11 protein-coding genes are annotated in these 14,717 nt (G+C 64.6%); 8 read left to right on the plus strand and 3 right to left on the minus strand.

The genetic code is table 11. The features are described from left to right. The first annotated feature begins 72 nt into the window (after positions 1-72). The gene (locus J8F10_RS34015) at positions 73-1,746 is read left to right on the plus strand and encodes a M28 family peptidase (protein WP_210661457.1); all 1,674 of its coding nucleotides are present in this window, start codon (positions 73-75) and stop codon (positions 1,744-1,746) included. Positions 1,747-1,826: 80 nt separating this feature from the next. Here J8F10_RS34015 and J8F10_RS34020 read toward each other — a convergent pair whose 3' ends face one another. Then, positions 1,827-3,575, minus strand: coding sequence for an RNA polymerase sigma factor (locus tag J8F10_RS34020; RefSeq protein WP_210661459.1), 1,749 nt, complete (start codon positions 3,573-3,575; stop codon positions 1,827-1,829). A 243-nt stretch (positions 3,576-3,818) separates the two neighbouring features. On the opposite strand from J8F10_RS34020, the gene J8F10_RS34025 reads away from it, so the two are divergent. From J8F10_RS34025 to J8F10_RS34045, 5 genes are all read left to right on the plus strand, one after another. Next, the gene (locus J8F10_RS34025; protein WP_210661461.1) at positions 3,819-4,943 is read left to right on the plus strand and encodes a Nif3-like dinuclear metal center hexameric protein; all 1,125 of its coding nucleotides are present in this window, start codon (positions 3,819-3,821) and stop codon (positions 4,941-4,943) included. A 148-nt stretch (positions 4,944-5,091) separates the two neighbouring features. Further along, complete coding sequence (locus tag J8F10_RS34030; RefSeq protein ID WP_210661464.1) at positions 5,092-5,319, plus strand: hypothetical protein; 228 nt, start codon at positions 5,092-5,094, stop codon at positions 5,317-5,319. 67 nt (positions 5,320-5,386) lie between these two features. Then, positions 5,387-7,591 carry an IGHMBP2 family helicase gene (locus J8F10_RS34035; RefSeq protein WP_210661466.1) on the plus strand — a complete coding sequence of 735 codons (2,205 nt, stop codon included), beginning with the start codon at positions 5,387-5,389 and terminating at the stop codon, positions 7,589-7,591. Beyond that, entirely contained in the window at positions 7,588-8,412 is an 825-nt protein-coding gene (locus tag J8F10_RS34040; RefSeq protein WP_210661468.1) for a GNAT family N-acetyltransferase, read from the plus strand. Before J8F10_RS34035 ends, J8F10_RS34040 begins: the two co-directional genes overlap by 4 nt. A 20-nt stretch (positions 8,413-8,432) precedes the next feature. Continuing rightward, on the plus strand, positions 8,433-9,185 hold the full coding sequence (locus J8F10_RS34045; RefSeq protein ID WP_210661470.1) for a TIGR02996 domain-containing protein: 753 nt from the start codon (positions 8,433-8,435) through the stop codon (positions 9,183-9,185). Positions 9,186-9,197: 12 nt separating this feature from the next. Here the strand turns inward: J8F10_RS34045 and J8F10_RS34050 are convergent, their stop codons facing one another. Continuing rightward, positions 9,198-10,001: a glycerophosphodiester phosphodiesterase gene (locus J8F10_RS34050; RefSeq protein WP_246523736.1), complete on the minus strand. Its 804-nt coding sequence runs from the start codon at positions 9,999-10,001 to the stop codon at positions 9,198-9,200. 126 nt (positions 10,002-10,127) lie between these two features. On the opposite strand from J8F10_RS34050, the gene J8F10_RS34055 reads away from it, so the two are divergent. After that, on the plus strand, positions 10,128-11,561 hold the full coding sequence (locus J8F10_RS34055) for a sigma-54-dependent transcriptional regulator (RefSeq protein WP_210661472.1): 1,434 nt from the start codon (positions 10,128-10,130) through the stop codon (positions 11,559-11,561). Positions 11,562-11,624: 63 nt separating this feature from the next. After that, entirely contained in the window at positions 11,625-13,676 is a 2,052-nt protein-coding gene (locus tag J8F10_RS34060) for a S9 family peptidase (protein WP_210661474.1), read from the plus strand. An 85-nt stretch (positions 13,677-13,761) separates the two neighbouring features. Here the strand turns inward: J8F10_RS34060 and J8F10_RS34065 are convergent, their stop codons facing one another. Continuing rightward, the gene (locus tag J8F10_RS34065; RefSeq protein WP_210661476.1) at positions 13,762-14,589 is read right to left on the minus strand and encodes a phosphoenolpyruvate hydrolase family protein; all 828 of its coding nucleotides are present in this window, start codon (positions 14,587-14,589) and stop codon (positions 13,762-13,764) included. Between the last annotated feature and the right edge of the window lie 128 nt (positions 14,590-14,717).

Consider the following 14,717-nt stretch of genomic DNA (forward strand, 5'->3'; position numbering starts at 1 on the left):
GCGCGCGGAGACACAATGGCCACTCCTCCCCATTTCGTTTGACTCGCATCAATATTGGATCGGAGTGGTCTCATGGCATCGCGCGCCCCGTCTGCCCGCGCCTTGTTGCCCGCCGTAATCGGCGGGTTGTGTTTCATTCTGTTGAAGACCGACGCCGGGTCTTCCGCCCCGGTCGAGCCCGTTTCGCCGGGTTCCGTGGTGCGCTCCGGCCGCTTGGAAGAAGCGCCGGCGCCGCGCATGGCCCCGGCCGACGCGGACCGCGCGCTCATCGCGGAGGTCAAAGAGCGGTCCGAGATCATGAAGAACTTGCAATACCTTTCCGACCAGATCGGCGGCCGGCTCACCGGGTCCGCGAGCCTGGAAAAAGCGAACAAGTGGACCGCGGAGAAGATGAAGGAGTACGGCCTGGAAAACGTGCGCCTGGAGCCGTGGGAGATCCCCTACGGCTGGCAGCGCGGGAAGGCCGAAATGAAGCTCGTCGAACCCGATACCGGGCGCACGCTGATGATCGCGTCCTACGGGTGGGTGCCCGGCACGAAGGGGAAGGTGACCGGTGACGTGGTGATCCTCAAGGCCCGCAATAAGGCCGATCTCCAGGCGTACAAGGGCAAGCTGAAGAACGCGGTAATCATGTTCTCGCCCCCCGCGAACGTGAAGCCGATCACCGACACCAGTTACGGCCCGGGCGCCCCGCGGAAAGAGCCGTCCAAGGACGAACCCAAGAAGGACGCACCGAAGAAGGACGAGCCGAAGAAAGAGGAACTCAAGAAGGAAGATCCGAAGAAGGATTCGGCTCCGAACAGCGAGGACATCGGCGCCGGGTCGTGGATTCGCGACGAGCAACAGCCCGGCTTCGGGTTCGCGGGCGAGATGCGCGCGTTCGCGAAGGAAGAGGGCGCCGCGTGCGAGATCACCGATTCGGCCAAGCCGCACGGGTTGCTCGTCACCACCGGCGGGTGGCGCGGGGACCGCGCCGCGGCCGAGAGCGGAATGGCCCGCGTGTTCATGGCCCACGAGCACTACGCCCTCCTGTACCGGCTCGCGTCCCGCGAGAAGGAAACGACGCGCGTCGAGGTCGAGATCGAGAACAAGTTCATCCCCGGCCCGATCGTCGTTTACAACACGATCGGCGAGGTCCGCGGGACCGAGAAGCCGGACGAATTCGTGGTCGTCGGCGCCCACCTCGACTCGTGGGAACTGGGCAGCGGTACCACCGACAACGGCACCGGGAGTTGCGTAGTTCTCGAAACGGCCCGCACGGTCGCGAAGCTCGCCAAGTCCGGTCAGCCCCCGAAGCGCACGATCCGGTTCTGCCTGTTCACCGGCGAGGAGCAGGGTCTGTACGGCTCGAAGAAGTACGTCGAGAAGCACAAGGCGGACATGCCGAAGCACTCGGTCGCACTGGTCCACGACACCGGCACCGGTAAGGTGCTCGGGTTCGGTACCCAGGGGCGCAAGAACATCCTTCCGATTTTGGAACCGCAACTCGACGCACTGAAGGCGATCGACGGGTGGAAGGGGCTGGACACCGCCGGCATGGGCGGAACCGACCACCTGCCGTTCGAGAGCGCCGGCGTGCCCGGGTTCGCGTGCAAGCAGGATATGGACGAGTACCGGTTCACGCACCACACGCAGTCGGACACGTTCGACAAGGCGAAGGAGTCGAACTTGATCCAGGGGGCGCAGGTGATGGCCGTGACCGCGGTCCGTGTCGCGAACCTGCCGGAACTGCTCCCGCGCAAGTAACCGCGTGCGAACCAAGGTCAACAAAAGAACCCGCGGGCGCTTCCGGTGCCCGCGGGTTCGTCATTTCAGAGTGTGATGATTCACATCGAGTTCGGCGTCGGGAGCAGGTCTTCACCACCAACGGGTGAGGTGGAGGGCACATTCGGGGACGGCGGCAGGTCTTGTTGGCCCGGGACCGTGTTCGGCGGCACATTTGAGGGCGGAATTCGGTCCGGGTTCCCGATCGGCGCCGGGCTCCCTGCCGGAACCGAGAGCGGAGGAGTGTTCGAGGACGGGATCAGATCCGGGCTCCCTGCGGGTACCGGTTGGGGGCGAGTCAAAGACGGCGCTCCCGCCGGGGTGGGCTCGATGTCCGGGCTCGGTGTTAACGGGCGTGCGGGGCGGGCCGGTTGGCGCGACGGTGTCGGCGGGAAGGTCGTTCCGGGGCGGACCACCGGGGGAGGGAAACCCTCGGCGGGAGCATACGTGGTTGCCCCGCTGCCCGACATCGGGTAGTAACCAGCCGGTGCCGGGAGCACGATCAGCAGCGTGTCCTGCTTAAAGAGCGCCAGTTCGCGCGGGTTCGGGAGCTTCCCGTCGTTGGTGATGAGTGCGTGAACGTCGTTCTTGAGAGTTTCTTTCCACACTTTCTGTGCGAGCCGGTTGCCCTTCATGTCGAACACGGCGATGTCGGCCGGGTCATGGGATTTGGCATGCACACCGGATTTGTGCTGGAAGACCGTCACGTACCCCCCGTTGTCGTTCCTTTCGGCGACTGCGGCCATTGAGGATACGCGCTGGCGCACGATCAGCTTGCCCTCTTCGATGCGCACGACCGCTTGCGTCGGGAACGTGGCGTAGGGAACGTCGTCGTCCTCAACGCCCTTCGCCGCGATCTTCTTCGGCGCGGTCTTCGGCGGGGCGACGTCCGCTTCCCGGTCGTCGGGTACGAGTGCGGCCAGGGGATCTTGGTCTTGCACGGGAACGCGGAGTTGTTGGGCCAGCGCGCCTCCGACGCCGATCAGCCCGCAGGCCAGCAGGCCGATTCCGAACGCCTGTCGTAAACGAGTTGCGAGCATGGTCTTCAGCACTCCGTCGGTGAGGGAAGAAACGGCCGGGGAAACTCCCGCTGGGACGATCCCACCGGGAACGAATCGCGCGGCCGCGTAAACGGTTGTGTTGGTCAAGGTGTGCGGTACAACGGTCGCGAGTGAATCGCGCCCCACTACCGCGCTAATCGCAGTTACGGACGCCGTCACGCCGCGCCGCGCGAGCCGGTCGCCCAGCACCTTTCGCGCATGGGCCAGCCGGCTCGAGAGCGTTCCTTCGGGAATGCCCAGTTGCGCGGCCGCGGTGTGGCGGGGAAGGCCCTCGAGGTCGCACAGCACGACGGCCGTGCGGTACTTGTCCGGCAGTTTCGCCAGTTCTTCGTCAATTACGCGGCGCAGGTCCGCGCTATCGTCCCGCGGGTGCGGCGCGGCCGGTTCGGGTGCGGCAGACACGACGTGCTCCTCGGCCCGGCGGCGCGAGGCGCGGGCATCCAGCGCGGTGCGGCACGCGACGCCGTAAAGCCAGTTGGCGAGCAGCTCCGGCCGGGTCAGGTGCCCGGCCCGGCGAGCTAGTACAAGAAACGCCGCCTGGAACGCATCCTCTGCGTCGTGCGGGCGCCCGGTTACCCGTCGGCACGCGGCCAGAACCATTGGCCCGTGCCGACGCACGATCTCCGCGAACGCTTCTTCGTCGCGGGTGGTGACGAAGCGAGCGAGCAAATCGCGATCGGGCACGTCCGACGTGCCGAGGACCACGCGGAGCAACTGTTGGGCAAGCGGACGCGGTGACTCGATTGGCATCAGGTCTCCCGGTAAACCGCGAACACCATGTACTGGGACGAACCGCCCCAGCGCGTCGATAAATTTTCGGAATAGACGATTTCACCACAAAAACGCGGAAATCGACAGCCCACGTTTGGGGTAAAGTGTTGGAATCTTGGCGCTTGCAAGCAGCACGGCGCGCGTTCGCAGTGTTCGAGATGACGCGCCTTGTTATTCCGAGCCAGAAGTGCCTTTGGGCCTTCACAATAGGTTGATTCGTCTATGCCTACGGTTGCCGAGTTTGCTGCGTACCTCGACCGGTTTGCCCCGTGTGGCACGGCCGCAGATTGGGACAACGTCGGGCTGCTGTTGGGCGACCCGAGTTCGGCCGTTCAGCGCGTGATGACGTGTCTCACGCTCACGCCCGACGTGGCCGAAGAAGCCGTCCGCGAGGGCGCGAACCTGATCGTTTCGCACCACCCGGTGTTGTTCCGCGGCGCGAAGAAGCTCACCACGGCCACGCCCGACGGTCAGGTCGTGGTGCCACTACTGCGCGCGGGTATCGCGGTGTATTCGCCGCACACCGCGTTCGATAACTGTGCGGGCGGAATCAATGACGGGCTGTGTCAAAGGCTCGGTGTTGTGAACGCGGTTCCGCTGCGCCCGCGCGAGGCCCGGCGCCAGTGCAAGCTCGTCGTCTTCGTGCCGGACGCCGATTTGTCGAAGGTTTCGGACGCACTCTTCACGGCCGGTGCGGGCGTCATCGGGCAGTACAACGAGTGCAGCTTCCGGCTCGCGGGCACCGGTACCTTTTTCGGGACCGACTCGACCAATCCGACCGTCGGGCAGAAGGACCGGCGCGAGGACGTGAGTGAGTGGCGCTTGGAAGTGGTTGTGCCGGAATCGCTCGTTTCGGGCACGATCGCGGCCATGCGCGAGGCCCACAGCTACGAAGAACCGGCGTTCGACGTGTACCCGCTGAAACCGAGCACCAGCGGCGGCGAGGGGCGCATCGGCGAGTTGGAGCAGCCGACAACTCTGGGCGAACTCGCGAAGCACGCGAAGACCTCGCTGAAAGCGTCCGTGTTGCAGGTGGTGGGCGATGTGAACCGCACGGTGCGAACGGTCGCACTCGCGTGCGGGGCCGCGGGGGAGTTTCTATCCGACGCGATCAAACGGAAGGCGGACGTGTTTCTTACGGGAGAAGTGCGGTTCCACGACGCGCTGACCGCACGCGGGGCGAACGTCGCGCTCATTCTTCCCGGGCACTACGCGACCGAGCGCCCGGCCGTCGAAGACCTGGCCGCAAAACTCGCTTCCGACTGGGCCGGAGTTATGGTGTGGGCGAGCCGGGACGAGCGCGACCCACTACAAATCGCGGAATTCGGAGCGCGGAACGCGGAGTGAAGAAAACCATGTGCCCCGATCGTTTGCTGACTTTCGCTCTGCAAATTCCGCGTTCCGCGCTCCGAATTCCGCGCTCTACACAGTTGACTTCAGTCGCGCGCGACGTTATCACCCCGCGACCACGCAAGGAAGCAGTGGGGGGATCAGAATGAGTCTGCGGCGCGTATTAATGGCGGTGACGCTGGTGTGCGGCTTGTGCGTGTGGGGGTTCGCGCGCTCGAGTGTGGAACCGGCGTCCGCGCAGGGGGCCAACTCGGTCCCGAGCGAAATCGAAGAAGACGACGACGGGAACCACGACGAGGCCGCGACCCGCTACCGCACGAATCAGGCGCGGCACTGGCGCCAGCTCGCGATCGGTACCGCCACGAGCCACTGACCGACGGCTCTGTGTGCGGGTGGTATCATGACGCGAGACAACTCCGCGTCACGAACCGGTTCCGCACATGGCCCTGATTCACATTGATCCCGTTCCGCCACGCTGCTCTCCCGGCGTGGTGCTTTCGTTCGTTTGCACGGGCGGGAAGCTCGATAGCAAACACATCGGCAAGATCGCGTTCGTCGGCCGCGGTGCCACGGTCGAGGTACCGGACGCGAAGGCCGCCGCCCTCGTGAACGCTCTCGATGGGGCCACGCTCCAAGCCAAACCGGTGCGGGTTCGCTTCGCGGGCAAGGCCGACTTCACCGACGCCAATCACCTCGCGAACCTCTCTAACCTCCTCGATCTCGAAGCGAAGGCTGAACAGGAAGAAGCCCGGCGCCGCGCGCAAGCCGAAGAAGGCTCGCCGGTTGGCGACGGAACCACGCTCACCAAACTGGTGCTGCGTGACTCGGAATTCGGCCTCGGTGGGCGGCTCTTGCTCACGTTCGGCCGCAAAACGCTGAACGAAGCGCTTCCGCCCTCGCGTCTCGGACCGGGTTCACCCGTCGTACTCAACCAGACGAACGTGAACCGCCGGATGCCATCGTATCGGGGCGTGATCTACGACCGCGACACCGCGACCATCGGCGTCGCCATCGACCCACCTGACGACGAACTCTCCGACGAGGCTGTTTGGCGCCTCGATCTTTCACCGGACGAAGTTTCGCGCCTGCGCCAGCAGGACGCACTGCGCCGGGCCGCCAGCGCGACCGGCGACCGGCTCGCGGAGTTGCGCGACGTGCTGCTGGGGGAGAGCTCTTCAGACAACCCCTCCCCAACCCCTCCCCCAAGGGGAGAGGGGCTTAATACCGAAGACGATTCTGTTCCCCCTTCCTTCCTAGGGAAGGGGGTTAGGGGGTTAGGTTCTTCTCTCAACCCTCCTCAGCGTGCCGCGGTCGAGTTCGCGCTGGCGGCGAAGGATTTCGCGATCATTCACGGCCCGCCGGGAACGGGCAAAACCACAACCGTGGTGGAATTCATTCGCGAGGCGGTGGCGCGGGGCGATACCGTTCTGGCGTGCGCGCCGAGTAACCACGCGGTCGATAACCTGCTCGAAAAGTTGCTCGCGGTGGGCGAACTCCCGGTTCGGCTCGGGCACCCGGCCCGCGTGATGCCGGAACTGCGTGCGCGGGCCATCGACATTCTCGCGGAGAAACATCCCGACGCCCGGCAAGCGCGCAAAATCGCCCGCGATGCGTTCGCGCTGTTTCGGCAGGCTGACAAATGGACGCGCGAGAAACCGCAACCGGGGGAGAAGGCCGCGCTCCGGCGCGAAGCACGCGACCTGCTCGGCGAAGCCCGCAAGCTCGAAGCCCTCGCGGTCGAGCGCGTGCTGGACGAGTCCAAAGTCGTTTGCGCCACGCTCACCGGGTTGGACAGCCAGCTTTTGGGCCAGCGCCGGTTCGATATCGCAGTGATTGATGAGGCGTGTCAGTCCACCGAGCCGGCGGCGTGGGTGCCGCTGTTGCGGGCGAACAAGCTCATTCTGGCGGGGGACCACTGCCAGCTTCCCCCCACAATCATTTCGCCGGAAGCGGCCGAACGCGGGCTTTCGATCAGCCTCATGGAGCGGCTCGTGCGGCAGTTCGGGCCGGGTGCGTCGCGCCTGCTCACCGTGCAGCACCGGATGAACGCCGCGATTATGGGCTTCTCGAATCAGGAGTTCTACGACGGAAACTTGATCGCGCACGAGAGCGTCGCGGGACACCGTTTGTGTGATTTGCCGAACGTGACCGCCGATCCGCTCACCGAAACGCCGGTGCAATTCATCGACACGGCCGGTGCGAGTTACGACGAGGAACTCGAAGAGGATACCGGCAGTCGGCGCAACGTACAGGAAGCCGCCCTCGCGGTAAAAAAGGTCCGGGCGCTGCTCGCCGCGGGGGTAGAAGCGTCCCAAATCGGTGTGATTACACCGTATCGGGCACAAGTTCGATTATTGCGCGAACGTATCGGCGACGTGCCGGGTCTGGAGATCGATAGCGTGGACGGCTTCCAGGGGCGCGAGAAGGAAGCGATCGTCGTTTCGCTCGTGCGGTCCAACAACGAGGGCGAAATCGGCTTCCTGGCGGACACGCGGCGCACGAACGTCGCTCTCACTCGCGCGCGGCGCAAGTTACTCGTCATCGGCGACAGCGCGACCCTCGCGAACGACCCGTTCTACCAGCGAATGCTGACGTACTTTGAAGAGATCGGTGCATCGAGCAGCGTGTGGGAAGAGATGGATTGACGCTCCTCACCGCGCCGAAAAAACAAACGGACAACGACATGCCGCAGCCAATGGACCGGGACATCGCACACACGGCTCTGTGTCTCGCCGAACCGCCCTACCTGAAACACTTCGCGCAGGGGCGGTTCCGCGAGTGGAACGGTGTCTCGTTCGTGGCGAGTGTGCTACCCGGTCCCGGATTCAACTTTGCCTCTGTGTTGCACCGCGCCGCGCCGGCGCTGGACGAACTCCTCCTGGTTGCACGCGAATTCTTTACGGGCTGCGAACAGGGGTGGGGGATTCTCGTCGAGGGTGATGCCGGGCACCCGATGGAAGCCGAGTTACTCGCACGCGGATGGGCCGTGGCCGAAGACGAACCCGCCTACGTGCTGAAGGAAATTGACGCGGGTGCCGGCGGGGGGCCGGAGTTGGTCGTTCGCCTCGCTCAGGCCGAGGTTGACGCCACGGCGTACAAAACGATCACCTCCGCCGCATTCCAGGCGCCGCCCGAGATGGCGGACCTCATGGTCCCGTCACTCGAATTCGCGCTCGATCCGGACATCGCGCTGTTCATCGGTTCGGTTGATGGTGTCGATGTGACCGCGGCCGGCTACTCGCGGATCGGGACAACGGCAGTATTATGGGGCGTCGCGACGCTGGAAGAGTACCGCGGTCGGCGCTACGGCGAAGCGGTGTCGCGTGCAGCTCTCGTTCACGCCGCCACACGGGGATGTACGAACGCGACGCTACGATCCGGTCCGAAGAGCATCCCGGTTTACGAGCGCATCGGCTTCCGGTACGTTTGCCAGCACCGCACTTATGCCGCACCCGCGGAAGCGTGACGCATCGAAGTGAGTCCGCAATGCACCCCGAAGCCGATGCGTTCCTCGACGCGATCTTCGACCACCCCGACGACGATACGCCGCGCCTGGTGTACGCGGACTGGCTTCAAGAGCACGGCCAAGCGAATTACGCTCAGTTCATCCGGTTACAGTGCGCTGCGGCTCGCGAGAAACTGTGGAGCGACGAGGCAAATCGGCTGTGGGAAGAGATCGGCCGCGTGTGGAACCGGCTGGATGAGGAATGGTGGCCCGCGACGCGAGAGGCTTTTCCCGGTAAGGGGTGGTGGCATCGGACACTTGATGCGATTCACTATCGCCGGGGATTTTTGAGTGAAGATTCTTACCTTACGTACAGTCAACTGACCCGCTACTCGGACTCTTGTTGGCCTTGGCTGCCGTTACCATTCACAACAATTTATCCCGATTACGAAGCCGAGCGCGAGATTCTTCTGTTACCTCGCCTAAATCGAATTCGGCACCTTCGTTTTGCGGGCTGGTACGACGACCATATGATTTGGCCGCTAATCGAGTCGCCGCAGCTAGTGAACCTCGAATCACTGGACTTGTCTGCGGGAGTGCTTTCAGTTGGTGAGGTTGAGGGGATGTTGAATCCGGGACTTTTCCCCCAACTTCGTGAGCTTCGTGTGCGAGTAATAGACGAAAGTTGGTACACTCAAGAGGTTGCTGGTGGCTCACCATCAACTGAATTGGACCAGCTCAGACAGCGGGTTGAAGCCCGCTTTAAGAAAGTCGTGTGGCAATTGACAAATTGACTCTGCTCGTTCTCACTTCGCCAGTTGCTCGCGCAGCCAGCCCGGTTTGTCCGTCGTGATGCTCTCCGCGCCCACTTCGATCATCTTTTTCGCCAGGTCCGCGTCGTTCACGGTCCACACGTAGAGCTTCAGGCCCGCGGACTTGATCTTCGCGGCGAACGCCTTGTCCAGCACCGCGGGTGTCGCGGAGAGGTCGAGCCCGTCGGCCTTGATCTCCTTCGCCTTCGCGATCAGTTCGTCCGCGGTGCGTGGCTTGCCCTTCGTGTTCAGGCTCACGAGCCACAGCGCTTGCAGGTCCGGGCGGGCCTTCTTGGTGGCCGCGATCACGTCCGCGTTGAAGCTGATGACGCACGTTTGTTCAGACTTCAGCTTACTCGCTTTGATGACGCGGGACATTTCCGGCACTGCTTCGGGACCGCACTTCACCTCAATGAACGCCCGCTTGCCGGCCGGTACGGTGGCGAGCATCTCATCCAACGTCGGCAGCTTCTCGCCCGCGAACTTCGCGCCCTTCCACTTGCCCGCGTCGAGCGTCCGCAATTCTTCGAGCGTCGAATCGGCGACCTTCTTGTCCTCGCCCGCGGTGCGCTTGGTGGTCGCGTCGTGGATCACGACGAGTTTGCCGTCTTTCGTGAGGTAAATGTCGAACTCGGAGGCGTCCGCTTTCTGCTCCCACGCGAGCTTGATCGCGGCCACCGTGTTCTCCGGCGCATCAAACGACGCCCCGCGGTGCCCTACGATTTCCACCTTCGGTTCGGCGGCGTTAACAAATCCGGCGGCGAGTAGAGTCATGAGTGCGGCGAGCGTGCGGGTCATGGCGGCTCCGTTAGGTTCTGGTGCTGTCGGTCGTTGTACTAATGGCCGGGTGGTAGAGCGGCACCCGGAGTTTCGTGTAAGATTGAAGAAAGCTACGGCCTCAACACCGAATCGCAGCGGACCCCCATGCCTCATTCCGTACTCATCATCGACGACGAGGAACCGATCGCGTGGACGCTACGGCGGGCGTTCGAGCGCGAAAAGCACCGCGTTTCGGTCGCGGCCACCGCGGAAGACGGGCTGATGAAGGCGCGCCAGATCGCGCCCGATGTGGTCTTCCTCGACGTTCGGCTGCCTGGCATGGACGGCCTCACCGCGCTCGGTGAAATCAAGAAAGTGGCCCCGAGCGCGGCGGTCGTGGTCATCACCGCGCACGGGAACCTGAACACCGCGGTGAAGGCCGTCGAGGGCGGCGCGTTCGACTACCTCGCGAAACCGTTCGAGTTGGCCCAGGCGCTCGACGCCGCGAGACGGGCATTGGTCAACCGGGATACCCCCGACGACTCGGGGATCTTGCGCTCTGCGCTCGCTGAAGTGGATTCCAGTCCCGATGCGATCATCGGCCGCAGCCCCGTGATGCAGACCGTGTTCAAGCGGATCGCCCTGGTCGCCCCGGCCGCCGCGTGCGTGCTCATCACCGGGGAGAGCGGGACCGGTAAGGAACTCGTGGCCCGTGCGATCCACGCGAACAGTCCGCGCCGGCACAACCCGTTGCTCGCGGCACACGTTGCGGCGTACAACCCGAACCTCGTCGAGAGCGAGTTATTCGGCCACATCAAAGGAGCGTTTACAGGTGCGGAGCGGTCACGCGACGGGTTGCTGAAGCTTGCCGACGGCGGTACGGTGTTCCTCGACGAACTCGCGGACATTCCCCTGCCGGTTCAGGCCAAGCTGCTCCGCGTGCTGGAGCGCCAGGAGGTGCAGCCCGTCGGCGGGAGCGAGTCGCAACTCGTGGACGTGCGCATCGTCTCGGCCACGCACGCGGACCTGTCCGCGGCCGTGCGCGAGGGGAAGTTTCGGCACGACCTCTTTTTCCGGCTGAACGTGTACCCGATTCACCTCCCGCCGCTGCGGGACCGCGTGGACGACATTCCGCTGCTCGCGGAGCACTTCCTCCGCAAATTCGGGGTGCCGAACCCCGGGAGTGCGGTGCCCGCGGAGACGCTCGCGTTCCTGAAGTCGCGCCCCTGGCCGGGCAACGTGCGCGAACTCCGCAACGCGCTCGAGCACGCCGCGATCGAATCGCGCGGCGCTGCGCTGCGGCCGGAACACTTCCCCGAACCGAGTACCGCGGCCGGGCCGACATCGACCGCCGAGCGCCTGCGGTCGCTCGTCACCGAGTGGGTGCGCGAACGGGTCCAGGCGCTCGAGGGGCGCGAACCGGCCGACCTGCACCAGACGCTGATCGACGCCATCGAGCCGGCGGTGCTCGACGAGGTGCTGCGCCAGGTGGACGGTAACCGTCTCGTGGCCGCGCGCTGGCTCGGCTTGGCCCGCGCGACCGTGCGCAAGCTCATCCGCAAGTACCACCCGGACACTGCCGAACCGGACGAAGATTGAGTGTCGCGGGCGCGGGTACCCTGCCGCTATACTGGTTCCGTTAATCCCCTCACGGAGCCGCTCATGCGCCGACTCATTCCCCTCGTCGTGTTGTTCGTCGTCGTCGGGCGGCTGGCCGCCGCGCCGCCCGAAAGAACACACGACATCGTCCCCGCCGACTACGCGACCGTAAACACTATCAACGAAATCGCGCTCTCGCCCGACGGCAAGCAAGTCGCTTACGCCCTCGCGACGTGGGACAAGAAGAGCGACCGGCGCGCCTCGGAACTGTGGGTCGTGAGCACCGACGGTAAGGGGAAGCCGACGCAACTCACGAGCGACCGCGCCAATGACCGCCACCTGAAATGGGCCGGCGACGGCAAATCGATCTACGTCGTGTCCAATCGCGGCAAAGAAGCCAAAGCGCAAGTGTGGAGGGTGCCGCTCGACGGCAAGCCCGAAGCGGTCACGAACGTGAAGGCGGGGATCATCAATTTCGACTACGCCCCGAAGACCGACACTGTGTACTTCACCACGGACGCGACCGCGACCGACAAGGACGACTTCAGTGCGCTCCGCGAGAAGTTCGGGAAGATCGAGTACGGGCACGGCACGCGCACGGTGAGCGAACTGTTCTCCGTGAAGAAGCCGGGCAGCGAACCGGAGAAGGTGCTGGCCGATAACCGCTACATCCGCGAGTTCGCGGTCACGGAAGACGGCAAGCGGATCGCGATGGTGAGTGCGATCGACGACACGGTGGTGAAGTCCGAGGGCGAGTCGCGCGTGGACGTGTGGGCGGCCGGCAAGATCACCACTCCGCCGACGGACGTGTACCGCGCGAAGGCATCGAGCCCCTACGCTTGGCTCGAAGGGCTGGCCTGGAACCCGGACGGTACGCGGTACGCCTTTTGCGCGATTCACGATGCGTACCCGACCGAGATCATTATCGGCGAAGAGAAGGACGGTAAATGGGCGACGACGCGGATGAACCGCAACCAGGTCGCTGCACCTTCGGTGCGAGAGCAGCAGTTTCACGTGCGCGGGTACGGCAGCCCGCTGCAGTGGCTCGATAACGAATCGTTCTCGTACCTCCACGAATTCGGGGGGTACAACACGGCGCGCACTTACGCGCTGAAGGACGAAGCGACCCACGCCCCGGACGCGGAGTTCCGGGAGCGCCACGTCGTGTACGCTGCGCATTTTCAGCCCGGCCCGCACGCGCGAATCGAGTTGGTCGGTGACGCGAGCGGCTTCCCCGTTCTGAAGTTTCGTTCCAAAGAAACCGGCGAAATCGTGACGCTCGTCGACCCGAACCCGCACACCGCGGACTGGAAGCTCCCGAGCATCGAGCACGTCACCTGGAAGGCGCCGGACGGCGCGAGCGTCGGCGGACCGCTCGAACTGCCTTTCGGCTACAAGAAGGGCGACAAGCCGCTGCCGCTGGTGGTCGCGATCCACGGCGGACCGACCACATCGAGCTGCAACGACCAGCGCTTCGACGCCCACAACGGCCGGCTGTACTTCGCCGCGAAGGGTTACGCGGTGCTGTGTCCGAACTACCGCGGCTCCACCGGCTACGGCGACAAGTTCTTGACGGACCTCATCGGCAACGAGAACGACGTCGACGTGAAGGACATCGTTGCGGGAATTCAGCACCTCATCAAAGAGGGCATCGCGGACCCGGAACGCATTGCGGTGATGGGCTGGAGCAACGGCGGGTACCTCACGAACTGCCTCATCACGCTGAAGAACCCGCCGGTGAAGATCAAAGCCGCGTCGAGCGGCGCGGGCATTTTGGATACGGTCGCGGAGTGGGGCTTCAACGACGAGCCGGCGTACCCCATCGTGTTCAAGAAGGGGCTGCCGTGGGAGCAACCGGACCTCTACAAGAAGACCTCGCCGACCTACGGCATCGGCAACGTGACGACCCCCACACTGATCCACGTCGGCGGGAACGACGACCGGTGCCCGCCGGGACACAGCCGCATGCTGTACCGCGCGCTGAAGGAGTACAAGAAGGTGCCGGTCGAACTGAACGTGTATCCGGGTCAACCGCACGGGCTGGGCACGCTCTCGTTCCGCACCGCGAAGATGGAATGGGATCTCGCGTGGTTCGAGAAGTACCTGAAGAAGTGAAAATGGGTGCCGGGACGTAACCCCGGCTCACGGGTGAGCCGCTTTTGAATGTAGCACAGGGCGGAAGCCCTGTGCGCTCTTTGCCTCACGCCAGTTTCAGCGACTTGAACTGCTTCACGCACCCCGTGATCGCGATTTCCGTCGGCAGGCGCTCGATGCTCGAGGCGCCGAAGAAGCCGACGATGCCCGTGGTGTGGTCGAGGACGTAGCGCACGTCGTCGGGTTCGGAGATCGGTCCTCCGTGACACAGCACTAAAATGTCCGGGTTCACGGCTTTCGCGGCAGTAGCGAGCTCCTGCACCCGCTTCGTGGCCTCTTCGAGCGAGAGCGCCGTCTTCGCGCCGATCGCGCCCTTTGTGGTGAGCCCCATGTGGGGGATGAGGACATCGGCCCCGGCGCGCGCCATCTGCTCTGCTTCCTCGGGCGTGAAAACATACGGGCAGGTGAGCAGGTCGAGATCACGCGCGGCCTTAATCATGTCCACTTCGAGCGCGTAGCCCATGCCGGTTTCTTCCAGCCCGACGCGGAGGGTGCCGTCGAACAGTCCGACCGTGGGGAAGTTCTGCACGCCGCTGAACCCGGCATCTTTTACGTCGAGGAGGAACCGCTTCATCACGCGGAACGGGTCGGTGCCGCACACCCCCGCGAGGACCGGCGTGCGCTCCACGATCGGCAGCACCTCGCGGGCCATGTCCATGACGATCTGGTTCGCGTCGCCGTAGGGGAGCAGCCCCGCGAGCGACCCCCGCCCCGCCATGCGGAACCGGCCCGAGTTGTAAATGATGATGAGATCGATCCCGCCCATCTCCGCGCACTTGGCCGAGAGGCCGGTGCCGGCCCCGCCGCCGACGATGGGAACACCGGCCGCGACCTGGGCGCGGAACCGCGCGAGAATATCGGAACGCGATTGCATTGAGGAGTGTGGGTTGAGGAAGAGGGGTGTAGAAAGACAGGATACGGACGAGGTGAGACGGGGACGATTGCAAAGGCGCGCCAGGGGGTTGCGCTAGCGCTTCACTCCTGGCTACGATCGGTCGCCCC

Origin of the sequence: Gemmata palustris, from assembly GCF_017939745.1 — a bacterium.
GTDB classification, from domain to species: domain Bacteria; phylum Planctomycetota; class Planctomycetia; order Gemmatales; family Gemmataceae; genus Gemmata; species Gemmata palustris.